The sequence below is a fragment of the Herbaspirillum sp. SJZ107 genome, assembly GCF_006715485.1.
Classification (GTDB): domain Bacteria; phylum Pseudomonadota; class Gammaproteobacteria; order Burkholderiales; family Burkholderiaceae_D; genus Telluria.
Map to the genome: position 1 here is coordinate 186,189 of NZ_VFNH01000001.1, position 26,784 is coordinate 212,972.

24 protein-coding genes are annotated in these 26,784 nt (G+C 63.2%); 11 read left to right on the plus strand and 13 right to left on the minus strand.

The window, feature by feature from the left end:
- Positions 1–9 precede the first annotated feature (9 nt).
- A complete protein-coding gene (locus tag FBX97_RS00895; RefSeq protein WP_141828383.1) occupies positions 10–1,194 on the plus strand; it encodes a winged helix-turn-helix domain-containing protein in 1,185 nt (394 codons plus the stop codon).
- Here FBX97_RS00895 and FBX97_RS00900 read toward each other — a convergent pair.
- From FBX97_RS00900 to FBX97_RS00910, 3 genes are read right to left on the minus strand one after another with little or no spacing between them, the layout of a single operon-like run.
- A complete protein-coding gene (locus tag FBX97_RS00900; RefSeq protein ID WP_141828384.1) occupies positions 1,166–1,354 on the minus strand; it encodes a hypothetical protein in 189 nt (62 codons plus the stop codon). The genes FBX97_RS00895 and FBX97_RS00900 overlap by 29 nt on opposite strands.
- A 4-nt stretch (positions 1,355–1,358) precedes the next feature.
- Complete coding sequence (locus FBX97_RS00905) at positions 1,359–1,763, minus strand: STY0301 family protein (protein WP_141828385.1); 405 nt, start codon at positions 1,761–1,763, stop codon at positions 1,359–1,361.
- Entirely contained in the window at positions 1,763–2,164 is a 402-nt protein-coding gene (locus FBX97_RS00910; protein ID WP_185748426.1) for a BPSL0067 family protein, read from the minus strand. Before FBX97_RS00910 ends, FBX97_RS00905 begins: the two co-directional genes overlap by 1 nt.
- Before the next feature lie 137 nt (positions 2,165–2,301).
- On the opposite strand from FBX97_RS00910, the gene imuA reads away from it, so the two are divergent.
- Positions 2,302–3,036 carry a translesion DNA synthesis-associated protein ImuA gene (gene imuA, locus FBX97_RS00915; protein WP_141828387.1) on the plus strand — a complete coding sequence of 245 codons (735 nt, stop codon included), beginning with the start codon at positions 2,302–2,304 and terminating at the stop codon, positions 3,034–3,036.
- Between the two features lie 358 nt (positions 3,037–3,394).
- On the opposite strand, the gene FBX97_RS00920 is transcribed toward imuA, so the two are convergent.
- The 3 genes from FBX97_RS00920 to FBX97_RS00930 all read right to left on the minus strand — a co-directional run bounded on the left by FBX97_RS00920 (position 3,395) and on the right by FBX97_RS00930 (position 6,133).
- A complete protein-coding gene (locus FBX97_RS00920; protein ID WP_141828388.1) occupies positions 3,395–4,462 on the minus strand; it encodes a bifunctional diguanylate cyclase/phosphodiesterase in 1,068 nt (355 codons plus the stop codon).
- Positions 4,459–4,962 carry a GNAT family N-acetyltransferase gene (locus FBX97_RS00925; protein ID WP_185748427.1) on the minus strand — a complete coding sequence of 168 codons (504 nt, stop codon included), beginning with the start codon at positions 4,960–4,962 and terminating at the stop codon, positions 4,459–4,461. The genes FBX97_RS00920 and FBX97_RS00925 overlap by 4 nt, the downstream gene beginning before the upstream one ends.
- A 97-nt stretch (positions 4,963–5,059) precedes the next feature.
- Positions 5,060–6,133, minus strand: a complete 1,074-nt coding sequence (locus tag FBX97_RS00930) for a sensor histidine kinase KdpD (protein ID WP_141828390.1) — start codon at positions 6,131–6,133, stop codon at positions 5,060–5,062.
- Between the two features lie 646 nt (positions 6,134–6,779).
- Here FBX97_RS00930 and FBX97_RS00935 point away from each other — a divergent pair.
- Entirely contained in the window at positions 6,780–7,220 is a 441-nt protein-coding gene (locus FBX97_RS00935; protein WP_141828391.1) for a hypothetical protein, read from the plus strand.
- A gap of 574 nt (positions 7,221–7,794) precedes the next feature.
- Here FBX97_RS00935 and FBX97_RS00940 read toward each other — a convergent pair.
- The 4 genes from FBX97_RS00940 to FBX97_RS00955 are packed head-to-tail and all read right to left on the minus strand — an operon-like array spanning position 7,795 to position 11,726.
- Positions 7,795–8,100, minus strand: a complete 306-nt coding sequence (locus FBX97_RS00940) for a hypothetical protein (RefSeq protein ID WP_141828392.1) — start codon at positions 8,098–8,100, stop codon at positions 7,795–7,797.
- The gene (locus tag FBX97_RS00945) at positions 8,100–9,056 is read right to left on the minus strand and encodes an alpha/beta hydrolase (protein ID WP_141828393.1); all 957 of its coding nucleotides are present in this window, start codon (positions 9,054–9,056) and stop codon (positions 8,100–8,102) included. Before FBX97_RS00945 ends, FBX97_RS00940 begins: the two co-directional genes overlap by 1 nt.
- Before the next feature lie 41 nt (positions 9,057–9,097).
- On the minus strand, positions 9,098–10,615 hold the full coding sequence (locus FBX97_RS00950) for an argininosuccinate lyase (RefSeq protein WP_141828394.1): 1,518 nt from the start codon (positions 10,613–10,615) through the stop codon (positions 9,098–9,100).
- A 10-nt stretch (positions 10,616–10,625) separates the two neighbouring features.
- Positions 10,626–11,726 carry a porin gene (locus FBX97_RS00955; protein WP_141828395.1) on the minus strand — a complete coding sequence of 367 codons (1,101 nt, stop codon included), beginning with the start codon at positions 11,724–11,726 and terminating at the stop codon, positions 10,626–10,628.
- A gap of 188 nt (positions 11,727–11,914) precedes the next feature.
- Between FBX97_RS00955 and FBX97_RS00960 the strand changes: the two genes are divergently transcribed.
- Together FBX97_RS00960 and FBX97_RS00965 are read left to right on the plus strand one after the other, a co-directional pair.
- On the plus strand, positions 11,915–12,826 hold the full coding sequence (locus tag FBX97_RS00960; RefSeq protein WP_141828396.1) for a LysR family transcriptional regulator: 912 nt from the start codon (positions 11,915–11,917) through the stop codon (positions 12,824–12,826).
- Positions 12,827–14,029: a cation:dicarboxylate symporter family transporter gene (locus FBX97_RS00965; protein ID WP_141828397.1), complete on the plus strand. Its 1,203-nt coding sequence runs from the start codon at positions 12,827–12,829 to the stop codon at positions 14,027–14,029.
- 15 nt (positions 14,030–14,044) lie between these two features.
- On the opposite strand, the gene FBX97_RS00970 is transcribed toward FBX97_RS00965, so the two are convergent.
- Positions 14,045–15,625: a PQQ-binding-like beta-propeller repeat protein gene (locus tag FBX97_RS00970; protein ID WP_141828398.1), complete on the minus strand. Its 1,581-nt coding sequence runs from the start codon at positions 15,623–15,625 to the stop codon at positions 14,045–14,047.
- Positions 15,626–15,888: 263 nt separating this feature from the next.
- On the opposite strand from FBX97_RS00970, the gene FBX97_RS00975 reads away from it, so the two are divergent.
- Both FBX97_RS00975 and FBX97_RS00980 read left to right on the plus strand, forming a co-directional pair.
- The gene (locus FBX97_RS00975; RefSeq protein WP_141828399.1) at positions 15,889–16,098 is read left to right on the plus strand and encodes a hypothetical protein; all 210 of its coding nucleotides are present in this window, start codon (positions 15,889–15,891) and stop codon (positions 16,096–16,098) included.
- A 63-nt stretch (positions 16,099–16,161) separates the two neighbouring features.
- Positions 16,162–16,404, plus strand: a complete 243-nt coding sequence (locus FBX97_RS00980) for a hypothetical protein (RefSeq protein ID WP_141828400.1) — start codon at positions 16,162–16,164, stop codon at positions 16,402–16,404.
- A gap of 40 nt (positions 16,405–16,444) precedes the next feature.
- Here the strand turns inward: FBX97_RS00980 and FBX97_RS00985 are convergent, their stop codons facing one another.
- Complete coding sequence (locus tag FBX97_RS00985; protein WP_141828401.1) at positions 16,445–17,443, minus strand: aldo/keto reductase; 999 nt, start codon at positions 17,441–17,443, stop codon at positions 16,445–16,447.
- Positions 17,444–17,556: 113 nt separating this feature from the next.
- Here FBX97_RS00985 and FBX97_RS00990 point away from each other — a divergent pair, with 113 nt between their 5' ends.
- On the plus strand, positions 17,557–18,789 hold the full coding sequence (locus tag FBX97_RS00990; RefSeq protein ID WP_255517236.1) for an MFS transporter: 1,233 nt from the start codon (positions 17,557–17,559) through the stop codon (positions 18,787–18,789).
- Positions 18,790–18,817: 28 nt separating this feature from the next.
- On the opposite strand, the gene FBX97_RS00995 is transcribed toward FBX97_RS00990, so the two are convergent.
- Entirely contained in the window at positions 18,818–21,361 is a 2,544-nt protein-coding gene (locus FBX97_RS00995; RefSeq protein WP_141828402.1) for a TonB-dependent receptor domain-containing protein, read from the minus strand.
- A gap of 326 nt (positions 21,362–21,687) precedes the next feature.
- On the opposite strand from FBX97_RS00995, the gene FBX97_RS01000 reads away from it, so the two are divergent.
- From FBX97_RS01000 to FBX97_RS01010, 3 genes are all read left to right on the plus strand, one after another.
- Positions 21,688–23,889, plus strand: a complete 2,202-nt coding sequence (locus FBX97_RS01000) for an NADP-dependent malic enzyme (protein ID WP_141828403.1) — start codon at positions 21,688–21,690, stop codon at positions 23,887–23,889.
- A 96-nt stretch (positions 23,890–23,985) separates the two neighbouring features.
- Positions 23,986–24,384, plus strand: a complete 399-nt coding sequence (locus FBX97_RS01005; RefSeq protein ID WP_185748428.1) for a DUF2946 domain-containing protein — start codon at positions 23,986–23,988, stop codon at positions 24,382–24,384.
- 99 nt (positions 24,385–24,483) lie between these two features.
- Positions 24,484–26,778: a TonB-dependent receptor gene (locus FBX97_RS01010; protein ID WP_141828405.1), complete on the plus strand. Its 2,295-nt coding sequence runs from the start codon at positions 24,484–24,486 to the stop codon at positions 26,776–26,778.
- The last annotated feature ends 6 nt before the right edge of the window (positions 26,779–26,784 follow it).

Sequence of the window (26,784 nt, forward strand, 5' to 3'; positions counted from 1 at the left end):
AGGAAATGCATGAGCAAGACCATCATTGACCCGAGGCTCCTCGAGTTCGACCCCACTCCACGCCAGGCGGAGTACATCGAGGTCATCAATCGCCTGGGCAGCATGCGCGCCGCGGCGCGCGAGCTGGGCGTTGCCAAGAACGCGGTCCAGGAATCCATGCTGCGCCTGAGGAATGCCGCGGCCGCGCGCGGCTATGCACCCGAGTTCGACCTGCAGCACCCGGTGGCGCCGGGCCAGATGCTGAAAGGCACCTCGACGCTGTACAAAGACGGCCAGCCGGTCCTGCAATGGGTGAAGACCCGGGCGGACGCGGCGCAGATGGAAGAGTTCATGCGCGCCGCCGCCGCGGCGATGGCCGAAGAGTTACCACGCGCCCGGCCGACAAAGGCGCCGCGTGCGACGCTCGACAAGTTGGCCAGCGTCTACACCCTGACGGACAGCCACGTGGGCGCGCTCTGCTGGCACCGCGAGAACTTGGCAGCTAATGGCGACTGGGACCTGGCGATCGCCGAACGTACGCTTACCGGCTGCTTCGAACACATGGTCAAGGCCAGTCCGCCGGCGCGCGTGGGCATCGTGGCGCAGCTGGGCGATTTCTTGCACAGCGACGGCCTGGAGGCGAAGACGCCGACGTCCGGCCACATCTTGGACCAGGACGGTCGGTTTCCGAAGGTGGTTCAGTCGGCCATCCGGATCCTGCGCCGGGTGATCGGCTTCGCGCTCGAGCGGCATGAGAAGGTGGTCGTGCTGATGGCGGAGGGTAATCATGATCTCGCCAGCTCGGTCTGGCTGCGCGCGATGTTCAAGGCGCTGTACGAGAACGAGCCGCGGGTCGAGGTGATCGATTCCGAACTGCCGTACTACGTCTACCAGCACGGCGAGACCATGCTGGCCTGGCACCACGGCCACCTGAAGAAGAACGATCAGCTGCCGCTGCTGTTCGCCGCCCAGTTCCCGAAAGTCTGGGGCGGCACCACGCGCCGGTACGCGCATACCGGCCACCGCCACCATTTCGAGGAAAAGGAGCACTCCGGCATGTCGGTGGTCCAGCACTCGACGCTGGCCGCCCGGGACGCTTACGCCGCGCGCGGCGGCTGGATGAGCGAACGCCAGTGCACGGCCATCACCTACCACAGCGAGTTCGGCCAGGTCTGCCGGAACACCGTCACTCCAGAAATGTTGGAAGCTGCATAGGCCGGCGCTGTTCCGGGCTGTTGAGCACCCGGGCGGCGACGTCGGCCGGCACGCCGCTGTCGACCATCGATTGCACTGCCTCCTTGAGCGAGATGATCGGCAGAAGGGCGAGAATCAAGTCGACCCGGCTGGCGGTGATGGTGTCTTTGCGCTCTGCCATCTCGTCACCGGCAGGCCGCAGTGATTGACGTGACGGAGCCTTTCGAGCTTGTCGTCGCGGTTACCTCGCAAACCGTGGCCCTGTCATCCATTCGGCGGGACAGTTGAACAGCCATCTTCCCATAGGTGCAGTACAGCCACTTTTCCTCGCCCGGCTGGAAATTCCAAGTAGAGATAGTTGCGCCCTTGGCCTTCTTCGAAGACGCCTGTACCAAGTACCGCATCTCGGCCGGCGCGCCGCTCAGCATGCCGCCGCCATCCAGCCAGACCGGCGTGGACGCGCTCGCCTGCCAGCCCTCCGGCGCCCGCTGCACCTGAATCGAGCCTTCGGTGATTATCGCCGGGCATGAAATGGTCTGAGTCGCAGCCAGGCTCGGCAGGGTGGCCGCCAGGATAAAAAGTCGCCTCATCACTCAATCACCGAAAACGCTTCCGCGTTGTTGCTTGGGTCGCGCCATTTCCCATCAAGATGCTTGCCCTGGCGCCGGATGTGCCTCAACGAGACGACCGGCTTTTTGGGGTCGTTCTTCCACTGATCCATCACCCATATGCCGGAGCCGGCCGACGAGATAAATAACGCCGCATGCTGCCCGGTCCGGTGCTGAGGGTACTGTCCATCCTCAAAGGTCGCGATTGCGGTGCCCACCGGCAGGCTGTGCGCTACGTCGACAACGTGCTCACCCGGCCGCCAGGCGAGTGTCGTAACACCCTTCAGCCCAGGAGCGAAGGCCTTGATCAACTCTACGCAATCCCCGCTGCCAACTAGTTCGTGACCGGCGAGCTGCCGGGCTTCTTTGTACACATGTGGCATATGCCCTCCTGTATTTGTTGAGGGCATGGTGTCAGTCTTGGGTTTACTGCAAGTTGGCGCCCATCAATAGTGAGAAATAGATAACGCAAGCTTTCGCTGCTATACTGTGTTTTTATACAGTATTTCTAGGCGGAACTATGAATAGCCAAATCTCGGCGCTCGACCCTGAGACTCTTCATCCCGCTCTCTGGCGCGCATCGCAGCTGGGGCGCTCGACGACGAAGTGCGTTGACACCGGTTACACGGCGCTATCGAATCAACTGCCCGGCGGCGGCTGGCCGACCGGATCGCTCACCGAGCTACTGACGCAGCAGTCGGGCATCGGCGAGATGCGCCTACTGGCGCCGGCACTGAGGAAGGTTGCAAAGCGCAAGATCGTCATGCTCGAGCCGCCGCACCCACCTCAAGCTCTGGCGCTGGCTGCGATGGGCGTGGCGCCGGACCAAGCACTCTGGCTGCGCGCGAAGACAACGTCCGACATCTTGTGGGCGGCCGAGCAGGTGCTGCGCAGTGGGGCATGCGGCGCGCTATTGCTGTGGCAGACGCACGTGCGGCAAGAGAGCCTGCGGCGCCTGCACCTGGCGGCCCAGGCCGGCGAGACGCTGTGCTTCGTGTTCCGGCCAGTCGCCGCGGCCCAAGATGCGTCGGTGGCGCCGCTGCGCCTGGCGTTGCGGCCGACCGCCGGCGGGCTCGACATCGGGTTCGTGAAGCGGCGCGGGCCCAGCACTGATCAAACACTGTTCTTGCCCATGTCCATCGGCTCCGGCACCCGTCCGATGCCGCAACGGCACCCGGCCATTCACTCTGCGCAGACACAACTGGCATCTGAGTATGTGGCGGAAAAGGCGCAAAAATCTGTACTATTGAACTGACCTCAGCCCAATCAAAACAATGGGTTATGAGGCGACTGAGTAAAATCTATAGTACATCTTAGTGCACGTAAGATATTGATTATATTGCTACAAAAAGCAATCAGATGGAGAGGTTCATAGCCTATCGGGGGTTCGAATCCCCCTCTCTCCGCCAGAACATTGTCCTGACCTGTTCAGGTACGTCAAAAAGCCCGCTGTTCTCATAGAGACAGCGGGCTTTTTTCGTCCTGTGCTATCCGGCGTGCCCCCGGACAGCCAGGATGTTTGGAGCCAGAGTTGGGAACACTCCGCGCTCCCGCCAGACGCGCACGAAGCTTCGGCAGCTCGATGGTACCGAAAACAGGCGGATCTACGGCGTCTATCCGAAAGTTTCGCTCAGCGATGTAGTCAGCATATTGCCCTGCTGTGCCAGCGCTAATGTAGTAGCTTCCGGCGTGAGCGGCTTATAGTAGAAGTACCCCTGGACGAAATCGCTGCCCATGTCGCGCAATAGGCGCTGCTCGGCATCTGTCTCGACGCCCTCGGCGACCACGTCCAGCCCGAGCGCATGCGCCAGCGTCAGCACCACGTCGACGATCTGGCGCTTGTCATCCAGCCGGTCCAGCTGGCTGACAAAGGAACGGTCGATCTTCAGTGTATCGATCGGCAAACGGCGCAGGTAGCTGAGCGAGGAGTAGCCGGTGCCGAAATCGTCCAGGCTGACTCGCACGCCCAACGCCTTCAACTGAGCCAGCACCACGAGCGCGTGCTCGGCATCGGCCATGACGGCGCTTTCAGTCAGTTCAAGCTTGAGGGTGGACGGCACGACGCCGGTGTCGCGCAGGACCCGGCGCACTGTCCCAGCAAGTTCGTCGCCGTTGAATTGGACTGCGGACACGTTCACACTCATTTCGAGTCGTATGTCGAAACGCTGCTGCCATTCGCACAACTGGCGACAGGCTTGCGCCAGCACCCAGGCGCCGATCTGGCCTATCAGGCCGATTTCCTCGGCAACTGGAATGAATTCATTTGGCGGGACCATGCCGCGCGCTGGATGATTCCAGCGCAGCAGCGCTTCGAAACCGCTGATCCGATCGTCGTGCAGCGATACGATTGGCTGGTAGTGCAATACCAGCTGGGACTGTGCCAGGGCGTCACGCAAGTCGGCTTCCATCTGCAGGCGCCGCAGTGCCGCAAGCTGCATGACACGGTCGAATATGACCCAGCGCGCGCGCCCGGCCTTTTTGGCGTGGTACATGGCGATATCGGCATCACGCAGGATGTCCTCGACGTCGGCATAGCCGGTGGCGCTGAGCGCGATACCTACGCTGGCAGTAACGAACACACGATGCCCAGCCATCTCGAAGGGTTCCGCCAGCCTGGCCATGATGCGTTCCGCGACCATGGTCGCGTGTTCGGCGCTGCCGATGCTGTCCAGCAGGATCACGAATTCATCACCGCCCAGTCGCGATACATGACGTATGCAGAGACATAGCCATATTGGGGATGTGCAAACGCTTCTGGAATTTTGCCCACTCTCCTGAAACCGAGTGAACGATACAAGGACAGGGCAGCGAGATTAGTGGCGACGACTTGGTTGAACTGCATTGCCCGAAATCCTGATGCCTTTGCCTTTTTCAGGCAGTGCTCCATAAGTTTGCGACCAAGACCTTGCCCTCGTGCCTCCTGAGCAACCAGGAAAGTAGCCGTTGCAATATGTGTACCACGGCCAGGCATATTGGCGCCATAGCGGTACATGGCAACCAGCTGGTCGTGGCTATATGCCAGGACACAGCCGGATGCGCCGAACCACTGGGTGTCGATCAAGTCACTGTCGACGCCGCTCGTGAAGGGAAGCGTGTCTCCCTCGATCGTTACTGAACGAAGCAACGAAAGCATTGCAGGCGCATCCGCTCTGGTCGCTGTACGAAATATAAACTCGTTCATGATGTCGGGCCTCCAATGTACCAGGCATCGTATTGTAACGACCGAAATTCCTCCGATAAATCCCTGAAGGTGTAATCCATACTCTTGCGGTACTTGATCAGATTCGGTCCATCGGTATGGAAAAGAAAAAAGTCGTGCCCGAAGCATTGCTGTCAACAGTAATACTGCCCCCATGCTGCTCCGCGACCGTGCGCACATACGGCAAGCCGATTCCCCAACCCACAATTCCTCCCCCTTTATCGGTACGCAAACGCCTGAATAACTGGAAAATGGCTTCTGTGTGATCTTCCGGAATAGGGGGGCCTTGGTTTGAGATGGCGACGATCGCACAACAGTTTTTTACACCAATTGAGACGTCTAGCGGTGTGTCCCTGGTGCTGTATTTGACGGCATTGTTGAGCAGATTGTCGACTGCGCGGCGGATTGCCATCGCATACCATCGACCATTTACCTGCACGCCGCGAAATCGTATCTCGCGGCCAGACGACAGGGCCACGTCGGCAACAGCTTCTGCGACGATGTCATACAACGCGGTATCCGTCACTTCTAACGTTGTCGGTCCGGCATGGAACACCATCATGTCGAGCAGATCACCGATCATGCTAGCAAGCGTTGCGTGCTGGCGTATAGCGATCTCTGCCATTTGCCGCGTGCGTGCCAGATCGTCTGTCTTGTGAATTATGCCAACTGCAGCCGACGCTGCCGCAAGAGGCGTGCGCATATCGTGCGTCAAAGCGGAGAAAAACTGTTCACGGATCTGATCCTGCGACTTTGAAAACCCGATCAAGGATTCCCGGAGCGCTAGATCGATCTCGTTGTTCAAGCGACCGACTTCGTCCAGGTTCAGGGTTATGCCGTTCGCATGCCACGTGTCGATAATCGCCGAGCGGAACAGTTGAAACTCGTGGCCGATGTCACCCGCATTGAACCGCGTTACGCGTGCGCGTTGCCCTCCATGCTCCGCTGCAATCGTGGAATGATCGAAAGCTTCCTCTTCGCCGACTATGGTAAGTACCACGTGCTCATAAAAATCGGGCAATGTGTTGATAAGTGCTCGGCGGCCCACGTTGCCTGCATACGGTATCTGTTCCTTCACCTGGGCTAGCCAGCGTGTAACTACTTCATCCCTGATGGCAACCAGTTGTTCAAAACGTGACGAGTCCTTATTCATCCTGGTCGCTCCTAGTCGATTTTATGTGAATCGGGTAGGTCTGGCATGATAAACAAGAAGGCAAATGAGGCAGAAAGTAATCGTGGAAAAACATTCTCGTCTCCTGCTGTACAAATAAATATTCATCTTTCTAATTTTCAACAAAATTTTGATAGCATAATCTGTTCAAAATCTGCTGAATTTGATGACTTTTTTAATAGCGGTATTCTATACTCATGAATCTATGATGGTTAAAAAATTTGAATAAATTGTCTTCAATTAAATCGTTGTGTGGTAATTTCTGATAATGATGTACGTGAATTCTTAGAGTAATAGGAATTTTCTTATGGTTTGGTCAGAAAATTCCTATAACATCGAGCAGGAATTTGTTAAAAGTGAAATCTATATTTAATGTAGGAAGGATTTTATGCATTTCGGTTGCGCGTGGCACACCTTGTGCTGAAAGAGAGTTCGATTTCAAAATTGCGTCAATCGATTATTGATTGATAAATTGATTGTGAAAATTAATTCCGGATAGAAGGTGGTTACCATCTTCTATCTTAATGAATTGGATGCCAGGGATATTGGCTGCTCTGGAAAGGCTGTGTAATTTAAGAGCTTTGAACTTATCAAAACATAATATTTATATTTCAAGGTAGGAGGCGCGATGTGGTTCCTATTTTTTGCTACACTAATTTTTTCTGGCCTTTGGTGGGCCGTTCTTGCGTGGTATAAAAAACAGAGACTGAGAACTCGAATCGTAGGTAATGGTGTATTTAGTGTTCAGATCAATGCCGCAGGCAAGCATATTTTGAATTTGAAGAAATTATGTGGACGTCGCACTGCTGATTGCATAAACCGTAAAACCGAAGCCTGTCTTACCATTGAAAATAACAAACTCGAGAAGTATGCGGTTCGGGTGACTATACAGGGCTATACTGTCGGATATTTGCCGTGTGCGTCGGCCATAAATTTGCGACATGCTTTGATAAATGCCGGGCTTGGTAAAGTGAAGTTATTGGAATGTGCGGCGAATATTCGTGGAACCTGGGATGCGGGGCAAAGAGAACAGGGCAACTTTGGCGTATGGCTCGACCTTCCAAAATGAAAGCGTATTTAATGAATTCGATATGCCTTGTGTAGGTGCAGCGCTAAAGCAAGAGGGCCTGCCAGGTAGACAAAGATGGCTTGGTCGGTCAGGCGCGTCCGGCGATGATGCCGTTGCCGCCGGACGCAAGCCCATGCAGTACGCTCCCATGATCGCTTTCATGTTGGTGCCTGGAAGAAGGCGAATCCGATGCTGCATGCGGCTACTCGCCATTCGCCATTCGCCATTCGCCATTAGCCAGTCGATGTCGATGGCCATCGGAACATGTCAGACCTATAATATGGCAAGCATTTCGCTGCAAGGTACCAGCAGGCCGATGCCACCGAGCAAAGCAGCAATCGTCGCCAGCGCTTCCATACAAGCATATAGATGCAGGGCCACTTTTATGATGAACTGCCAGGGACTGCTGTCCGGGTCACCAATTTTGGGGCAGTTTTGGGGACATTCGTTGCCAGAAGAGGGGCAGCGTCATGGAGGAATAGGACTCCTGCTCTTTCCGCCAAGATCAAGGTATGATGTTCAAGACAAAAGCAGACTTTTATAAGTCGGCTTTTTCTTTGCCTGCCGTATAGATTTAGCGGGTATCCTGCAGCCGCGTCAGCGCCCCAAGAATGGCGGCCGGCGTATCCGGCCAATGGAAGCCTTCCCGTTCTGCCGCTTCACGCAAGCTGATGCCACCTTTCGCGCCGAGTAGGGCCAGGACAGCATCCCGGGTCTGCCAGGCTGCCACAGGAACGACTTGCCCGTTTTCGAAACGATAGATCGCATACAGGTCGCCAGGCATCGTATGAAGACGCAGGCCGCGCAAGCTGGCAGTGATGAGTAACGATGTATCGGTCTCCTCGACCGCGCCTGGCGCCTCGAGGGCAATTGCTTTCATTATCCGACGAAGCCGTGTTCACGTAGCCAATGTTCGAACCACGCGGGCCATTCGGCGCTCGGCGAACCGGCTTTGCCCATGCCGAATCCATGCCCGCCAGTCGACAGCCGATGCGTTTCGATCGGTACGCCTGCCTGGCTCGCAGCCTGCGAGAGCATCGTGATGTTCGCAGGATCGGCAATCGGATCGTCCTCGGCCTGCACTGCGAACAAGGGGGGCATCTGCTTGCCGATCCAGGTGTCGACCGACCAGTCCGCACTTTCCTTGGGGGTAGGGTGGGTACCGATCAGTACGCGCCTTGTGGAGGTGCGGTCGTAGGGGGCGCGCAAGGTCACGACCGGGTAGATCAATGCCGCTGCCGATACCCGAGCGGACAACTTGTCGATGTCGTCTTGCGGGGGATAGGAGGCGAAATCCGGGCGTGCAGCCGCCATGCCCATCAAGTGGCCCCCGGCCGAGAACCCGAGCGCTAACAGCCGCGCTGGATCGAGGCCATACACGTGCGCATTGGCACGGATGAGACGAATGGCGCGCTGGGCATCCTGTAAGGGCGCAAGCGGCCCGGCGGCCCAACCGTCGCCAGGCAAGCGGTAGTCGAGCACGAATGCGGTCACGCCCCTTTGTGCCAGCCAACGCGCGGCCGGATACGCTTCCGACGCCATCTGGATGCGTTTGTAGCCGCCGCCGCCTGCGATCAAGGCCGCACTGCCATTTGGGCGCGCCGGTATGAACACTTCGAGTATCGGCGCCACGACGTGGCTCAGGGCCCCCTTTGCCGAGCGCTGGGACGTGCCGCCCATCGTTTCGTTACCAGGGATGCCCCGGTCCCACAGCGGCAGGGTCGCGCTGGCGCTTGCAGGCGCTGTCGTTTGCGCTGCGGCGAAGCGCAAGGGTGGCGCGAGGGCCAGGGCCGAACACGCAAGGACATGGCGCATCAAGGTGCGTCGCTTCATCATATGGCTCCGGTTGAAAACGTCATGGCATGAGGGAGGTAGCGTCATTTTCCTTGCGGCGCCGCCTTGCGGTCCTGAGGTAGCAGCTTGTCGAAGTCGCGGTCCAGCCTTGCCAGGGAAGCGTCGATCCGGCTGCGTTTTTCCTTGATCCATGTGTCCTGTTGCGCCAGCCTTTGTTGCGCCTCCTTGCGCATGCGGTCCATCTCGGCGGGCTGCGGTCCACCGGCGGTGGCGCGGTGGCTGACGATGGCAACCGGGTCCAGCGCCGCACGGAATTCCTTCTCGCTCATCGGCAGCTCGCCGGTGGCGTAATCCCTGGTTGCTTCCTTGTAGATGCGGCGCGCCTGGACATAGGGGAAGTCGCTCGGCCGGAGGTTATGCGCCTTGGCGTAATCGACGACTTCCGACGCGAAATGGTGGCCCTCGCGGAACGGCAGCTTGTAGTTGCGCATCAACAGGTCGGCGAGTTCCTGCGAGGCGGTCCAGTCGCTGTTCAGCTCCTCCAGCGCACGGTCCTTGTCGATGACGAGCGACTTCAGGATCTTGTCCCAGTCAGCCAGGACCTTGATCGCGCTGTCCACCATTTCCGCGTTCGGCTTCACTTCCTTGGCGTCGCTCATGCCCGGCGGGATATTGTGCGCTTCGAGGACCGGCCCCATCGCGAGCGTGATCGCCATCGATGCTTCGCGGCGGGTCGCATTCAGCAGGCCGGGATTGCGCTTCTGCGGCATCGCGCTCGACACATAGGTGTTGCCGCCGCCTTCGCGCAGCAGGATCCAGGGACGGGCCTGGCCATATTGCGCCATCACGTCCTCGATGAAGCTGCCGGCATGCAGGGCAATGCCGGTGACGATGGAACCCACCTCCACCGGATAGTCGACCGCCGCGATCTGGTGCGCATCGTAGGCATTGTCGACGATGGCCGCGAAGCCGAGATAATCGGCCATCCTGCCGCGGTCGAGCGGCCAGCTGCTGCCATTCAGCACGGTGGTGCCCATCGGCGACTGGTCGATGCGCACATACGCCTCGCGAATGCGCTGGGCGTCGCGATCGAGGCCGGCGGCATAGCCGAGCAGATAGTGGCCATAGCTGTTCGGCTGCGCCGCCACGCCGTTGGTGTAGTTGGGGACGATCGTCTTCTCATGCAGCCCGGCCAGCTGCACGATCGTGGCGGCGGTCCGGTTCAGCTGCTCCGCCAGTTTCAGCATGTTGTCGCGCATGATCGCGGCGCGGTAGGTCGCATGCATGTCCTGGCTCGAGCGGCCGGCATGCAGCAGTGTCACGTCCGGGCCCGCAGCCTTGATCATCAGCGGCTCGAAGGTGATCACGGTCGACGGCCGCTTGGCACCCGGCTGCTTGCCGGCCTCGATCACCTCGTTCAGGCCGGCGGCAATACCCGCCACCTTCGATGGATCGAGCAGGCCTTGCTGCGCATTGATGACCGCCGAGGCCTTGTTGATCTCGCCGAGCCAATAGAACTCGTCGCGCCCGTTCTGCTGCTGCGCCTGCGCCGCATGGGCAAGCAACAGGAGGGCGACAGGAAGCATTTTCAGTTTGAACATGGTAGTCATCTTAGAACGTGTGCATGATGCCGGCCGCCATGCCGCGCTGGCGGGTCTGGTTCAACTTGGTCGTCCCGCCGCTGGCGAAACCGCCTTTCAGCCTGGTGTTGTCGACTTCGGCGTAGAGCGTGGTGCGCTTCGACAGCTGATAGGTGATGCCGGTGATCAGCATCGTTTTGTTTGCATCGCCGACCGCTGCCGCCGCGGTCGCCTTGGCGTTGTAGCCCTTGTTACGGTACCAGGCGGCGGTCAGGTCGAAGCGGGGCGTGATCTGGTAGCTGCCGCCGAACCAGTCCCAGGTCGAGGTGGTGTCGCGCGCGGTCGTTTCCTGGGTCTGTTTGATGTGGCCGACCGCCAGCGACAGGTCGCCGAAGTCGTAGGAAGCGCCGAGCGCCACGTGATCGTAGTCGCGGTAGTTCGGCGCACTGGTGGTGCCGACGTTCTGCTTGGCGATCGAATAGCTGGCGCCTGCCTTCAGGCCGCCGTGGGCATAGTTGGCGCCGACGGCCTTGGTGGTGCCGTAGTCGGCATCGCCGGCGACTTCGCCGAGCGCCCATTCGGCGCGCGCGGTCCAGTCGCCGAAGCGGCCGGTGTACTGGACGTCGTTGTCCTTGCGGATGCCATTGGTGGAGGACAGGACGTAGGTGATGCTCGGGTAACGGAACTTGAACGGATCGAAGGCAAGAATGGTGCGGTAGGCCACCGTGTAGTTGCGGCCGGCGTCGAGGGCGCCCCAGGCGCCCGACATGCCGACGTGCGCTTCGCGCTGGAAGATCACGTTGTTGGTATTGTTCAGCGCGCCCGTGCCGGAATTGAAGCCCATCTCCAGCACGAAGTTGACCTTGTTGCCGCCACCGATGTCCTCGCTGCCGCGGAAGCCCAGGCGGTTGGAGCGGAAGGTGCCGTTCGAGCTCATGGTGGTGTCGCTGTTGCCCTCGGGGTCGACGTTGGTTTCGTGGCGCAGTCCGCCGTCGATCGAACCGTAGACGGTGACGCTGCTGCTGCCGACAGTCGCGCCCGTCTTGGGCGCGTCGGCGCTGCCTTCCTCGGACTGGGCATGGGCGTGCAGGGATAGGGCGGCCAGGGCGGCCGCCAGCAAAGTGTGTTTCATGGGTGTCTCCGGGTTGTGCTTGTAGTTTTAAGGTGTACGCGGTGCGACGTGCGTGACCGGCGGTTGGGGCTGGACATCGTCGTCGCGAACATCGTTTTTATTCGCGTACAAGAATGCTACCGAGAAGCTTCTTCAATGTAAAATATATCGAAATAGCACTCTCAATACTTAATAAATATGGACTTCGCATGGAACTGAGACACCTGCGCTATTTCGTCGTTGTCGCCGAAGAAGGCCATTTCACCCGCGCCGCCGAACGCCTGGGCATGCAGCAGCCGCCCTTGAGCCAGCAGATCCGGGCGCTCGAGCAGGAGCTCGGCTTCGATCTGTTCCGCCGCCATCCGAAAGGGGCAATGCTCACTGCGGGCGGCGAAGCCTTCCTGCTGGAGGCACGCGCCATCCTCGACAACGTGGACGCGGCCGTCGTGCGCGCCGCGCGCGCCAGCAGTGGCAGCGTCGGACGCCTGTCGGTCGGGCTCACCAGTTCGGCGGCCGCCCATGCCTTCATCCCGCAGGTGATGCGCGCCTACCGCGACGCCTGGCCGCAGGTCAAGCTGGAATTCCGCGAGGGAAACGCGGCCGAGCTGACCGAGGCGCTGGTACAGAACCAGCTGGATGTGGCCTTCGTGCGGCGTCCCGTCAGCCAGCCGGAAGGATTGTCCTTCGAACGCCTGCTCGAAGAAGAACTGCTGCTGGTGCTGCCGGTCGGCCATCCGGCGCTGCCGCGCGCGCGTGGCCACGGTCGTCCGGCGGTGCCGCTGTCGTCCCTGCGCGACGAGCGCTTCATCCTGGTGCGTCGCAGCGGCGCACCCGGCATGTACGCGAACCTGGTCGAAGCCTGCGTGCAGGCCGGTTTCGTGCCGAACGTGGCGATCGAGGTCGAGCGCATGCTCACGAATATCAGCCTGGTTGCCGCGGGCGCGGGCGTTTCCGCGGTACCGGCTTCGATGCAGGGCTTCCATGCCGAGAACGTCGTGTACTGCTCGATCAAGGATGCGCCGCCGGCGCTTTCCGCGCCCCTGACGCTGGCCTGGCGCGACGACGGGCAGCGGCCCACGCTGCGTCATTTCATCGAACTCGCACGCCAGGGACAGGCATAGGTGAAGGGCTTCCTGCCGCTGGCAATACCGGTCGCCGCAGGCCTGGGCCTGGGCTTGTCTGCACCCTCGCTCGCGGTGCAGATGCAGCCTCTGGCCCAGCTGTTCATTCACCTGCTGGGCTGGCTCACTTATCCGCTGATTTTTTGTATGCTGGTCTCCAGCGCTTCGACGCTCGGCCGCCAGCGCGAGCCCGGACGGATCGCTGCGCTGGCCTTTGCGTATTTTGCGGTGCTGTCCTTGTTGTCGATGCTGTTCGGACTGGCTTCCGGCTGGGCGCTCGAACCGGGCACCGGCGCGGTGCTCGCAAGCGCATCCTCCCCGGCCATGCCGGTGCCGGGGGAGACCCCGGCCTCGATGCCGGGCTGGCTGGACCGGCTGCCTTCACTCAAGGCGAACAACCTGCTCCTGCTGGCCGCGGCCTTGCCCGCCGGGCTGCTGCTCGGCCGCTTTCCGGACACACGGGTGCCGGCATGGGTAGAGCGTTGCCGCCTCCGCCTGCTCGGCGTCATCAAGTTTGTGCTGATGTTGGCGCCATTGGCCGCCTTCGGCGCCATGGCGGCTGCGGTGGGACGACATGGACTCGCACCGCTGCTGCCGCTGCTGAAGTTCATCGCCGCCATCAATCTTGCAAGCGCCTTGTTCGTACTGGTCGTCCTGGGCGGCGCGGCCTGGCTTGCGGGCATGTCGCTGCTGCGCTTCATCGCCTACATCAGGGCCGAACTCTATCTCGTATTCTTCACGAGTTCGTCCCTGGCCGGCCTCGTACCCCTGAGCGAGAAGCTCCAGGATCTGGGCTGTCCGCGCCAGGTCACGGACGTGGTGCTGCCGTTCTCGTATTCGCTGAACCTGGCCGGGACCTATCTCTACATTGCCATGGGCCTGGTTTTCCTCACCCAGGCCGCAGGGGTGCGGCTGGGCTGGCATGAACTGGCGTGGATGCTGGGCATGGCACTCATCAGCAGCAAGGGCGCCGTCGGCGTGGCGGGATCGGGTGTGGCGACGCTTGCGGCGACCGTCGCCCTGCTGCACGTGGTGCCGCCGGAGCTGATGGCAATCCTGTTCGCGATCGACAGGACCATGAAGTGCCGCCTGCTGACGAATGTGATCGGACATGGCGTCGCGTGCGTCGTGGTCGCCGCCGGTGACAGGTGCCTGGATCGCAAGGCGCTCGCGCGCGCCTTGTCGGCTGCGCGTTCGCCATGATTCAGGCCGGAAGGCTCACTTCTGCAACCGGATCGCCACCAGCTTGCCAGTACTGCTCGTCGCCCCAACCGCGATATACAGCGTACGATCGGCCGACAAAGCCAGGGCCCCCGGCTCCGCATACCGCCACACGCTCTTCCGGGTCGCCAGGTCGATCGCATACACCGCCCGGTCGGTGCTCACGAACAGCAGATTGCGCGTCACGATGATATTCCGGTGAATGGCCTCGGCCGACTCCGGCGGGAACCAGCTCCACAGCACCTTGCCGGTCGCCTCGTCCATTGCCTCCAGCACGGATGGCGTATTGCGGCCGGCGTACAGCACGCCGTCCGCCAGCGCCGGTGCGGTCAGGTAGGCGTTGGCGGTGGACCAGTTGTAGCGGCGCTGCGCCAGGTCGAAGCTCGACAGGACGCGCTGGTCGTAGTGTTCCTGGCTGGACGATGCACGGCCGCTGAAGGCGCCGCCGGCGAACGAGATGGCGTCGCGCTTGCTGCCGAGGACAGGGCCACCGAAATAACCGTTGCTGGTGTTGCTGGTGCCGAGCGGATCGGCGATCTGGGCCACCGTGGCGCCGGTGGCGCGGTCGATGATGAACAGTGCGGCGCCGTTGTGGTGATACACATAGGTGTCGTCGGCCGCCGGTGCCCACATGTCCCATGCGCCGCCGGCATCATGCACCCACTTGCTGGCGCCGTTCGAGGTCGAGAAGGCATAGGTCTTGCCGCCGTATTTGCCGGCGCCGGTCAGCACCATGTCTCCAGTCACGGTCGGCGCCATCACGTTAGGCCACTGGCCTTCGAATGCCGACTTGGCCAGCACGTCGCCCTTGGCGGCGTCGAAGGCCCAGAGCGCGGTCTCTTCCTGGCCCGTCACGGCGGCGTACACGCGGCCCTTGCTGACCGACGGCGGGCTGAGGGCGGGCACCTGGCCCATCGGGTAGCGCCAGGTCTCGCTGCCATCCTTTTCCGACAGCGCGTACACGATGCCCTGGCCGAAGTAGACGTCGCCGCTGATGAAGACCTTGCCATCGCCGGTGACGACCGGATTGATGGCGGCGCCGAGCGGACTGGTTTCCTTGCGCTGCCACTCCCAGGCCTTGGCAAAGCGCGCCGGGTCCAGCGTGAACGGGACGTAGCCGGTATGGGCGGCGTTGCCCTGGTACATTTCCCACTCGACGGCGGTGACTTTCATCGTGTACGCCAGGCTGGCCGTGCCTGCCCAGGTGTCGGTGCAGGCCGCGTCCTTGCAGGCGCGCAGTTCGAGCGTGCCGTTATAGGAGCCCGCTGCAAGCGTGCTCGGGGCCGAAAGCTTCATACTGAAAGTGGTACCGGCGGCGATGGCCGGCTGCGGCAGGGTGAAGCGGCCGCCGGCATCGCGCACGCTCAGGTAGACCGGGGCGTCCAGGTTCTGCTTTGACCACGTGCCTTGCACGGTCACGTCGGCGGATTCGCCGCTGATGATGTTCAGGTCGACGGGGGCGGTCGTCACCGCCAGCGATACCGACGGTGCCGGCGCACTGCCGCCGCCACCCCCGCCACAGGCGGACAGCAGCGACAGCACGAGGCAGGAAGGGAAAAGAGGGGAACGTAGACGCATGGCTGGAGTTGGTTTTTGTAATAGGCTAAATATTAACACCTGTAAATATTTGTTATTACGTTCCAGCGAGAAATCGTTCCCAAAATACAAAAAAACGACAGCGTGCCGTGGGCGGTAATGTCCCTAACGGAACCGACACATGCCTGTCCCCGTCCAATTACGCACCGGCAGGACAGCAACAGTACAAAGGCAATTGCACACCGACACTCGACAACAGAGGCAAGACAATGAAAGTCACATATCAAAGCGCAAGGCGCGCACTATTGACCGCCGCTATCGCGCTGGGCACGGCAGGATGCAACTGGACCGGCACCAGCATCGGTGGCAGGGACATCAAGGGACCGGTTGCCGCGCCCAGGGGGCCTATCGGCAGCAGCGGCAGCGGCGGCGCTACCGGTTCCGGCGGCGGCAAGCTTCCGGCAGCGCCGGGACGCAGCCCGGACAGTGGCAGGCAGCATGCCATGGCTGCGTGATCCTTACGCCTTGCGCACCAGTCGCCTACAATGCCCCTGTTGTCACTACGCTTCGAAACATCCATGGACCAAAACACCATCGGCGCGACGTCCAGCGCCAGGCAAAGGCATACCATTCTCGTCATCGGGACCGTCATCGCAGCCATCGCTTTCGGATTCGGTGCCGCCGCCTTGTTCATGCAAGGGGAGAGTGGCCGGGCTGCGTTTTATGGATGTCTGTGTCTGCTGAGTATCGTGCTGGGTATCCGGGCCTGGAAAGACAGGCAAAAGGCCGGTAGGCCCAGCACGCCGGACCAACCGGGCTGACGGGGTGCGAACCGCGGGGACGCGGTCCGCACTGCGCCTCTCAGGCATTCGCTTTCTTCGGCGGCAGCGGCGCCTCCTGCGCCACCAGGCCCTCGATCCGCAGCTCTTCCCAGAACGCGGGTGCAATCTCCATGTGCATCAGCGTGGCATTGCGCTTCAGGTGCTCCGGGCTGCTGGCGCCGGGAATCGTCGCGGCCACCACCGGATGCGCGACCCCGAATTGCAGCGCCGCCGCGGCCAGGTCGACGCCATGGTTGGCCGCGATCTGGCGCAGGCGCTCGCGCTTCTGGATCTGTTCCTCTTTCGCCGGCAGGTAGTCGTAGTGCGACCCGCCCGCCAGGAAGCCCGAGTTGAACGGGCCGCCCAGCACCACGTGGGCACCGCGCGCGGCGCACAGCGGGAACAGTTCCTGCAGCGGCGTCTGCTCCATCAGCGTGTAGCGTCCGGCCAGCAGGAAGATGTCCGGATCCGACATCTTCAGCGCGCGCAGGCAGGGTTCGAGGGTGTTCACGCCCAGGCCCCAGCCCTTGATGATGCCTTCCTCGCGCAGCTTGACCATGCCTTCGAAGGCGCCGCCCGGCCCGGCCGCGATCTGGAAGTAATGTTCGAACTGGTCGCCCAGTGCTTCCGGCGACAGGTCGTGCACGTAGGCGATGTCGATGTGGCCGAGCGCCAGGCGCTGCAGGCTGTCCTCGACCGAGCGGCGTACGCCGTCGGCGGTGTAGTCGAGCACGCGCTTGAAGGGCAGGGCGTTGACGAAGGGTGCGGCGATCTCGCCCGGATGCTGGGGATGCAGCAGGCGGCCGACCTTGGTCGACAGCGTGTACTGGTCGCGCGGGCGCGCGCGCAGGGCGGCGCCGAAGCGGTGCTCGGACATGCCGGCGCCGTAGTGCGGGGCGGTATCGAAGTAGCGGATGCCGGCTTCCCAGGCGGCGTCGACGGTGGCCTTGCCGGCTTCGTCGGTGGTGGTGTGGTACATGTCGCCAAGCCCGGTGCCGCCCAGGCCCAGGCGCGTGATCGGTTGGTAGCGCTGGTTCACTGTTGGTCCTTTTCTGTTCGTGGATGACCCATGCTACACCGGCCGGGCGCGACGCATGGTTCGCTTCAATCGATTACACTGCGCGGTCGATCAATACGACCTGAGCAACACCTGTGCAGCAAGCAACCCATTTCTCTTCTTCCTCCTTGAGCAAGGCGCGCCTCGGCGCCATGACGGTGCTGTTCGTCAACGGCGTCATCTACGCATCCTGGGGCACGCACGTGCCCACCATCAAGGACAAGTTCGACCTGTCCGACGCCAACCTGTCGCTGTCGATGCTGGCGGTGGCGCTGGGCGGCATCCTGATCATGGCCTGGGCCGGGCGCTGGATCGCGCGCGTGGGCAGCGCTTGGGCTTCCGTCAAAAGTGCGCTCTTGCTGTCGCTGGCGGCCTTTGGCATCCTGTTGATGCCGCAGTATGCGCTGCTGTTGTTCTGGCTGGCGCTCTACGGTGCCATGTCGGCGGTGAACGACGTCGCGGCCAATTCGCAGGGCGCGGTGATCGAGGCGGCGTTCGGGCGGCCGGTAATCGGTTCGCTCCACGGCAGTTTCAGCCTGGGTGGCATGTGCGGCGCACTCGTGTCGAGCGGCTGGCAGGCGATGGGCTGGCCGAACCAGTGGCACCTGGGCGTGGTGTGCGCCTGCTGCGCAGTGCTGATTCTGTTGACCTCGGGCTGGCTGTTGCCGGAGTCGAGCGCCCATGCACATCAGGCCGCTTCAAACGCGCAGGGTACCCAGGGCGATGCGCCGGCGCCGGCGCCGCTGCAGGATCACGCCTTGCCGCCGGGCCTCAAGCGCAAGCTGGTGGTGCTGGGCTGCCTGGCCTTCCTGGCGCTGATCGTCGAGGGCGCGATGTACGACTGGAGCGCGGTCTACATGCGCGAGGTCGCGCTGGCCGGTGGCGGCTTCGTCAGCGCCGGCTATGCCGCGTTCTCGGTCGGCATGGCGGTCGGGCGCTTCAGCGGCGATCCGGTGCGCGCGCGCTTTTCCGAAGGCGCGCTGGTCGTGGCCAGCTGCGCGCTGTCGTTCGCCGGGCTCGGCCTGGCGCTGCTGCTGCCGGGCGTGTGGACGGCGCTGGCCGGGTTCCTGCTGTGCGGCCTGGGCACCGCCAACATCATCCCGGTGATGTTCTCGTCGGCCGGGCGCATGGCGCTGGCCAGCGGCGGTTCGGCTTCGACCGGGCTGGCGGTGACGACGCGCCTGGCCTACATGGGCTTGCTGATCGGTCCGGTGATCGTCGGTTTCATTGCGCACCGTTTTGACTTGCGTATCGCGCTGGCACTCAGCCTGCTGGGTGTGGTGGCGATCGCGGCCTCGTCGCGCCGGGTCTTCAGTTTCGGCCGCTGAGGGAGCGCCCGGTTCGGCGGCTTGCGCGTCAGCCGCCGAAGCCGCCGCCACCGCCACCGCCGCCACCGCCGCCGCCGCCGCCGCTTCCTCCTCCCCAGCCGCCGCCGTTCCCGAAGCCGCCGCCACCAGCGCCATCGCCGCGGCCTCCCGGCCCGCCCCGGAACATGCCGCGTCCGCCATTGCGGACGCGCTCGTCGCCGGTCACGCCGCCCCACTGGTAGCGCAGGCCGAGGTAGACCACGCGCGGCTGTGCCGTCGTGAGGGTGTACAGGCGCAGCACTTCGTTTTCGGTGTCGCTTTCGATGTCGCCGGCGCGGAACAGGTTCTGCACGTTCAGGTTCATCGTCAGGCGCGGCGAGAAGCGGTGCTGCCAGCTCAGATTGGTCAGGGTGACGCCGCCGGTGCGGCCCTGGCCGTTCAGCGACGCATCCCTGCGGTTCACGTTCAGCTGCAGCGATTCCATGCCGACCTGGTAGGCCAGGCGCAGCTTGATGTCTTCGCGGTGGGCCTTCAGTTCGCCCGGCAGGCTGTCGGCGCCGAAATTCGAGATGCGCATGCGCGTATCGTTGGTGAGCGTGACGCCCAGGTTGGCCGACAGGCCCTGGAGGAACAGCTTGCGCACGTTGAAGTTCATGTCCAGTCCGGTCGAGCGGTTGCTGCCGAAGTTGATCGGCGAGGTCACGATCACGTCCGGGTCGGTCGGCAGCTGGTAGGTGCGGTTGCCGATTACCGGCGATTCGCGCCGCGCGAACAGCTTGAAGCTGCTGTTGACGGTAAAGAACTGATCGTTATAGACGATTTCGCCCAGGTCGTTGTTCACCGGCTGCAGGTCGGGATTGCCCTGGCGCGCGCTGAAGTCGCCGTAGTACACCAGGTTGGGATTGAGGTCGCGCTCGTTCGGGCGCGCAATGCGGCGGCTCAGGCGCAGCTGCAGCTGGGAGACGTCGCTCAGGTCCCGGGTGACGTAAAAGCTCGGCAGCCAGTTCATGTAGTCGTACTTGTTTTCCTGTTGCAGCAGCGGCTGGCGCACGTCGAGTTCCGTGTACTCCGCGCGCAGGCCGGCCTGCACCTGCGTCGCCGCGCCCAGCTTGGTGGCCAGGATGCCGTAGAGCGCGGCGTTGCGGTCGGTCGATTCGAAATCGCTGATACGGCTCGGCACCGGCAAGTAGGTGCCGGTGCCCGGATCGACGGCCAGGTAGTTGGTGGCGTTCTCGTTCCTGCTGTCCGCGATCTTGCCGCCGGCTTTCAGGGTCCAGGTCTCCCACAGCGTCTTCTGGTAGTCGACCGAGATGTCGAGGATGCGGTTGCGCACGCCGGTGTCGCGCATGTTGTTGGTAGTGTAGCGCTGCGGGAGCAGGCGGTAGTCGTACAACACGTCCTGGTGCGCATCGTTGTTCTGGCCGGTATAGCGCAGGTCGAACTTCAGCTCTTCGCCCGGCTCGCCGCTCTTGTGGCTGTACGAGGCGCCGATGCCGAAGTTCTCGGACGGCGCATGCCGGCGCGAGGTGTTGGTGAAGTCGGCGGTGGGGACCATGCCGGCGCCGAAGCGCTGCGTCGTGCCCACGCTGTCGCTGTCGTTCTGGCGCTTCGAGTAGCTGGCGGTCGCGCCGGCCTGGTCGCGCTCGCCGACGTTGTAGGTGAAGGTGGTGGCCGCCATCAGCGTGCGCGACGGCGTGATGTTGTCGCTGCTCGTGTTGCTGGCGCCGATCGCGTTGCCGGTCTGCGGGTCGAGGTCCTCGCGCCGGGTCTCGGCGTGGCTGCTGCGCACGTCGTGGCGCACGCCGAGGGTGCCGCTGATCGAATACGGGCCGGCCGCGTACTCGCCGCCCAGGTTGCTGTTGTAGCGCTCGGCCGAGCCCTTGTTGGCGCTGAGCGTCAGGCGCGAACCCGGTTTGCGGTTGCGCCTCAGTACCAGGTTGATGATCGGGCCGCTGCCGCCCTCGTTGCCGAACTCGGCGCCCGGCACGTTGATCACCTCGATCGACTCGATGCTTTCGGCCGGGAAGGCGTTCAGCGCGTCGCCGCGGTTCTGGCCCTGGAACTGGGCGTCGCGCTTGCCGTTGACCATGATCTGCACGTTCTGGTTGCCGCGCAGCGCCACCGTGCCGTCCGGATCGACGGTAACCGCCGGCACGTTGTTCAGGACGTCGGCCGCCGAGGCATTGCTGGTGCTGATGTCGTTCTTGAGGTCGTACACGTCGCGGTCGACCTTGGCGGTCGGGCGCGAGGCGACCACCTCGACGGTTGCCATGTCGTCGCCGGCGCCGGCCGCCGGTGCCGGCTTGTCCGCGCTCGTGGCCGTGCCAGTGCCGGTGCCGGTGCCCGCCGTGCCGCTCGCGGCAGCGGCCGTGGCGGCGCTTCCCGCCGGCTGGGCCGGCGTGGCGACGCCTGGCGCTGCGGCACCCTGGGCTTGCGCAGCCGGGCGCTTCGGCGGCGGCGTCTGCGGCGCGGCGGTCTGGGCAAACAGCGGTTGCGCAACGAAACACCCCAGCAGCAGCACAGGCAGGAGTTTGGGCGTCGGAGTGCCCTGGCCGGCGGCAGGTCTGGCGGCGGCGGAACGGATAGGGGTCATGGGGAAATCGATCGCAAGGTTGGACTGCCGGAGTGTCAACTTAACGCGGATGCGCCCGCCAGGATGACAGACTGCGAAAAGAATCACCCATTTGATCGCGTAAATACGTGATTTTGGGCGCAAATACAGGGGCGATCTTCGGGCTAAGGTGGGGAAAAACGTATTTTATTCGGTAGGGGCGGGGTGAATATTCATGGCGCGCCCAGCAGGATTAATGATTCAAGGCTAATATGCTTGGTTTTATAGTTAGCGCGAACGCACCGCCGGTGCGCCGCGGCGCGTGCCACTGCGCGAGCAGCAGCCGGTACGCGGCACAGGAGAACAATATGACGACCGAAAGCAGCTTGAACGAGACCAAAGACACCCAGTTGCGCGCCGACGCGCTGGAATACCACCGCAGCCCGACGCGCGGCAAGATCGAAGTGGTGGCGACCAAGCCGCTGTCGAACCAGCGCGACCTGTCGCTGGCCTATTCGCCGGGCGTCGCTTACGCCTGCGAAGAAATCGCCGCCGACCCGGCCATGGCCGCCGAATACACGTCGCGCGGCAACCTGGTCGCCGTGATCTCGAACGGCACCGCCGTCCTCGGCCTCGGCAACATCGGCCCGCTGGCTTCGAAGCCGGTGATGGAAGGCAAGGGCTGCCTGTTCAAGAAGTTCGCCGGCGTCGACGTGTTCGACCTGGAGCTGGCCGAGAACGACCCCGATAAACTGATCGAAGCGATCGCGATGCTCGAGCCGACCGTCGGCGGCATCAACCTCGAAGACATCAAGGCGCCGGAATGCTTCTACATCGAGAAGAAGCTGAGCGAGCGCATGAACATTCCGGTCTTCCACGACGACCAGCACGGCACCGCGATCATCTCGAGCGCTGCACTGCTGAACGCCCTGAAAGTGGTGGGCAAGGAGATTGGCAAGGTCAAGCTGGTGGCCTCCGGCGCCGGCGCCGCCGCCATCGCCTGCCTCGACATGATGGTCAGCCTGGGCGTCGACCAAGCCAACATCTACGTCACCGACTCCAAGGGCGTGATCTGGAAGGGCCGCGAAGCCAACATGGAAGCCAACAAGGCGCGCTACGCACAGGATACGTCGGCGCGCACCCTGGCCGACATCGTCGATGGTGCCGACGTGTTCCTGGGCTGCTCGACCGCCGGCGTGCTCACCGCCGACATGGTCAAGACCATGGCCGACAAGCCCGTGATCCTGGCGCTGGCCAATCCGGAACCGGAGATCCGTCCGGAAGTGGCCAAGGCCGCGCGTCCGGACGTCATCATCGCCACCGGCCGTTCGGACTACCCGAACCAGGTCAACAACGTGCTGTGCTTCCCGTACATCTTCCGCGGTGCGCTCGATTGCGGCGCCACCCGCATCACCACCGAGATGAAGCTGGCCTGCGTCACCGCGATCGCCGACCTGGCCGAAGCCGAAGCCAACGACGCCGTCATGGCCGCCTATGCCGGCGAAGACCTGAGCTTCGGTCCCGACTACATCATCCCGAAACCGTTCGATCCGCGCCTGATGGGCGTGATCGCGCCGGCCGTGGCCAAAGCCGCTGCCGAATCGGGCGTCGCCACCCGTCCGATCGAGGATATGGACGCCTACCGCGACAAGCTGGGCCAGATGATCTACCACACCGGTTTCTTCATGAAGCCGGTGTTCGCAAAGGCCAAGGCCAACCCGCGCCGCGTCGCCTACGCCGAAGGCACCGACCAGCGCGTGCTGCGCGCGGTGCAGACCGTGGTCGACGAAGGCATCGCCCAGCCGGTGCTGATCGGCGCCGCGGCGGACGTCGAAAAGGCGATCAAGCAGTCGGGCCTGCGCCTGAAGCGCGACGTCGACTACACGCTGGTCGAAGCCGAAGCCGACACCACCTTGCAAGGCACGCGCCTGCTCAAGGACGGCATCGTCGACGCGCTGATCTGCGGCATGCAGGGCAACTACGACAGCCACCTGGCGCACGTGCAGAACGAGATCGGCACCGCCCCGGAAGCCGGCGTGCTGGCCGCGATGAACGCGCTGGTGCTGGACAAGCACACCCTGTTCATCACCGACACCTACGTCAACGACGCACCCTCCGCGCAGGAACTGGCGTCCATCACCCGCCTGGCGGCCGAGCACATGCGCCACTTCGGCATCGAGCCGAAGGCCGCGCTGCTGTCGCACTCGATCAACGGTTCGTCCGAGCGCCCGTCGGCCCGCCGCATGCGCGAAGCGGTCGCGCTGCTGGCCCGGAACGCGCCCGAGCTGGACGTGATCGGCGAAGTGCACGGCGACGCCGCGCTGTCGGAAGACATCCGCCGCCTGTACCTGCCGGAAGGCGGCTTCAACGGCAGCGCCAACCTGCTGGTGATGCCGTCGCTGGACGCGGCCAACATCCTGTTCAACGTGCTGAAGGTCGCGGCCGGCAAGGGCGTGACCGTGGGCCCGATCCTGCTGGGCGCAGCCAAGCCGGTGCACATCCTGAGCCCGAGCGCGACCGTGCGCCGTATCGTCAACATGACGGCGCTGGCCGTGGCGGACGTGCGCTGATCCTGCCACCAGCTCGTCATTCCCGCGAAGGCGGGAATGACGAGCATCCGTTCAACCGTCACGCCCCCTCGTCAAGGCGTGATCTATAATAAAAATATGTACAAGACGACAAGACATTGGGCAAAGTACGCCTGGATCGCCTGCCTGGCCATCCTGTTCAATGCCTTCGTCCCTGTCGTCTCGCACGCCCTCAACGCCTCTTCGTCGGCCACGAGCACGAAGATGGAAGTCTGCACCGCCATGGGCATCGAAATGCTGCCGATGGCGCTGCCCGACGACGACGGCAAGCAAGCCTCCGACAAGCTCCTCAAGAGCCTGACGCACTGCGGCTATTGCGCCACCCACGCCGCCTCGTTCGGCCTGCCGCCGCAGCCGCCGGCCGTGTTCGCCGTCATTGGCGGGCACGACGTTTTCCCGCCGCTGTACTACGCCGCACCGCGCACGCTGCCGGCCTGGTCGCCGGCGCAGTCGCGTGCGCCGCCTGTGACCCTCTGAACCGCCGCGGCCCGCGCCGCATCCCCCGGGCATCGACGATCCGCCGTGCACCCTGTGTACGCCGGCGCTTGCTCGTTTGTCAGAGTCACAGGAACCACCATGAAAACAGTCCGCACAACGCTGGCGCTGACCGCGCTCGCCACTGCCGTCGCGTCGGCCTATGCCGAAGACGCCACGCCCGAAGCAGCTACTCCAGTACGCAACCTCGGCACCGTCGTCGTCACCGGCAGCAACCCGACCTCGCTGCCGACCCAGATCCCGACCACGATCGAAGGCGTCAGCCGCGAAGAGATCGCACGCAGCATCAACGCCTTCGATGCCGAAGACGCCTTGAAATATCTGCCGAGCCTGCTGGTGCGCAAGCGCTACATCGGCGACTACAACCACGCGGTGCTGTCGACGCGCGCCTCCGGCACCGGCAACAGCGCGCGCTCGGCCGTGTACGCGGACGGCATCCTGCTCTCGAACTACCTCGGCAACGGCGCCAGCTTCGCGCCGCGCTGGGGCATGGTCAGCCCGGAAGAGATCGAACGCGTCGACGTGCTGTATGGCCCGTTCTCGGCGGCCTACGGCGGCAACTCGGTCGGCGCCGTGGTCGACTACGTCACGCGCATGCCGACCCGTTTCGAGGCCCACGCCAAATTCTCTTATTCGCGCCAGCCGTTCGAGCTGTACGGGACCGATACCACCTACAGCGGGCGCCAGGGCAGCATCGCGCTGGGGAATCGTGCCGGACGCTGGTCCTGGTACCTGGACGTCAGCCGCGCCGACAGCGAAGGCCAGCCGCTGACCTTCCCGACGCGCCCTATCGCGGCGGCTTCCACTGATGGCACACCGGTCACCGGTGCGGTGGCGGGGCAGGACAGGACCTACCACGATTGGCTGATCCTCGGCGCCGCGACCCAGTACCATACGAAACAGGACCACGTGAAGGCCAAGCTCGCCTACGATTTCTCGCCGACGCTGCGCGCGACTTACGTGTTCGGCTGGTGGAAGAACGATTCGCAGGGCCGCCCGCAATCCTACCTGCGCGACGGCGCCGGCCAGCCGGTCTACAGCGGCCCCGTCAATATCGACGGCGGCGCCTACACGCTGGTGCCGACCGATTTCAACCAGTCCAACGAGAGTCTGCAGCACTACATGCACGGCCTCACCGTCAAGAGCCATACCAAAGGCGTGTTCGACTGGGAAGTGGCGGCCAGCCTGTACGACTACGACAAGGACATCCTGCGCGCGCCGACGACGATCGCCTTGCCGGCCGCGGCCAACGGCGGCAAGGGGCGCATCGTGAACCAGGGCGGCACCGGCTGGAACACCTTCGCGGCCAAGGGCATCTGGCGTCCGGAGGGCGTGAACGGCGACCACGTTGCCGAATTCGGCTACCAGCGTGAATCCTATAAATTGCGCAGCATCGAGAACGGCACCGCCGACTGGATAGGCGGCGCGCCGGGGGACTTCAACCAGGCCTTCAGCGGCCGCACCGGCATCGACGCGCTGTACGCCCAGGACACCTGGAAGTTCGCGCCACGCTGGAAGACGGTGCTCGGCCTGCGCTACGAGCGCTGGCACGCACGCGACGGCCGCACCTCGAACGCCACGTTCACGGTGCCCCACGGCAGCCGCCACGACGCTTATTTTTCGCCCAAGGCGGCGCTGGCCTTCCAGGCCAACGACGACTGGGTGCTGAAGGCCTCGTTGGGACGCGCGGTGCGGATGCCGACCGTGTCCGAGCTGTACCAGGGCGGCATCAACGCGGCCGGGGACCTGACCAACAACGATCCGAACCTGAAGCCCGAACGGTCGTGGACCGGCGAACTCACCGCCGAACGCAAACTGGAGACGGGATTGCTGCGACTGACCGCTTTCGGCGAGCGCACCCGCGACGCGCTGTACTCGCAGACCAACGTGCTGGTCACGCCCAGGGTCACCAACGTGCAGAACGTCGACCGCATCGCAACCAAGGGCCTCGAGCTGGCCTATGCCGCCACCGACGCCGGCATCGCCGGCCTGGCCCTGAACGCCAGCGCCACCTGGACCGATTCGAAGATCGAGCGGAACGACAAATTCCCGGCCAGCGTCGGCAAGTGGCAGCCGCGCATCCCCGAGTGGCGCGCCACCGGCCAGGCGACGTATCGCATGAACGACCGGCTGGCGGCGACGCTGGCGGCGCGCTACAGCGGGCGCCAGTATTCGACGCCTGATAACTCGGACCCGAACGGCTTCGCCTACCAAGGCGCCAGCAAGTACTTCACCACCGACCTGCGGGTGACCTACAGGATCGACCGCCAATGGAGCATGGCGGTCGGCATCGATAACCTGAACAACTACAAGTACTGGAACTTCCACCCCTATCCGCAGCGCACCTATGTCGCCGAGCTGAAGTTCGACCTGTGAGCATGA

Bases quoted from the DNA above. Each gene is read 5' to 3' on its own strand.
- FBX97_RS00895 (WP_141828383.1), top strand. From the start codon at position 10: ATGAGCAAGACCATCATTGACCCGAGGCTCCTCGAGTTCGACCCCACT.
- imuA (WP_141828387.1), top strand. From the start codon at position 2,302: ATGAATAGCCAAATCTCGGCGCTCGACCCTGAGACTCTTCATCCCGCT.
- FBX97_RS00935 (WP_141828391.1), top strand. From the start codon at position 6,780: ATGTGGTTCCTATTTTTTGCTACACTAATTTTTTCTGGCCTTTGGTGG.
- FBX97_RS01000 (WP_141828403.1), top strand. From the start codon at position 21,688: ATGACGACCGAAAGCAGCTTGAACGAGACCAAAGACACCCAGTTGCGC.
- FBX97_RS00950 (WP_141828394.1), bottom strand. From the start codon at position 10,615: ATGTTCAAACTGAAAATGCTTCCTGTCGCCCTCCTGTTGCTTGCCCAT.
- FBX97_RS00930 (WP_141828390.1), bottom strand. From the start codon at position 6,133: ATGAATAAGGACTCGTCACGTTTTGAACAACTGGTTGCCATCAGGGAT.
- FBX97_RS00945 (WP_141828393.1), bottom strand. From the start codon at position 9,056: ATGATGAAGCGACGCACCTTGATGCGCCATGTCCTTGCGTGTTCGGCC.
- FBX97_RS00905 (WP_141828385.1), bottom strand. From the start codon at position 1,763: ATGAGGCGACTTTTTATCCTGGCGGCCACCCTGCCGAGCCTGGCTGCG.
- FBX97_RS01010 (WP_141828405.1), top strand. From the start codon at position 24,484: ATGAAAACAGTCCGCACAACGCTGGCGCTGACCGCGCTCGCCACTGCC.
- FBX97_RS00960 (WP_141828396.1), top strand. From the start codon at position 11,915: ATGGAACTGAGACACCTGCGCTATTTCGTCGTTGTCGCCGAAGAAGGC.
- FBX97_RS01005 (WP_185748428.1), top strand. From the start codon at position 23,986: ATGTACAAGACGACAAGACATTGGGCAAAGTACGCCTGGATCGCCTGC.
- FBX97_RS00995 (WP_141828402.1), bottom strand. From the start codon at position 21,361: ATGACCCCTATCCGTTCCGCCGCCGCCAGACCTGCCGCCGGCCAGGGC.
- FBX97_RS00955 (WP_141828395.1), bottom strand. From the start codon at position 11,726: ATGAAACACACTTTGCTGGCGGCCGCCCTGGCCGCCCTATCCCTGCAC.
- FBX97_RS00910 (WP_185748426.1), bottom strand. From the start codon at position 2,164: ATGCCACATGTGTACAAAGAAGCCCGGCAGCTCGCCGGTCACGAACTA.
- FBX97_RS00925 (WP_185748427.1), bottom strand. From the start codon at position 4,962: ATGAACGAGTTTATATTTCGTACAGCGACCAGAGCGGATGCGCCTGCA.
- FBX97_RS00900 (WP_141828384.1), bottom strand. From the start codon at position 1,354: ATGGCAGAGCGCAAAGACACCATCACCGCCAGCCGGGTCGACTTGATT.
- FBX97_RS00970 (WP_141828398.1), bottom strand. From the start codon at position 15,625: ATGCGTCTACGTTCCCCTCTTTTCCCTTCCTGCCTCGTGCTGTCGCTG.
- FBX97_RS00980 (WP_141828400.1), top strand. From the start codon at position 16,162: ATGGACCAAAACACCATCGGCGCGACGTCCAGCGCCAGGCAAAGGCAT.
- FBX97_RS00940 (WP_141828392.1), bottom strand. From the start codon at position 8,100: ATGAAAGCAATTGCCCTCGAGGCGCCAGGCGCGGTCGAGGAGACCGAT.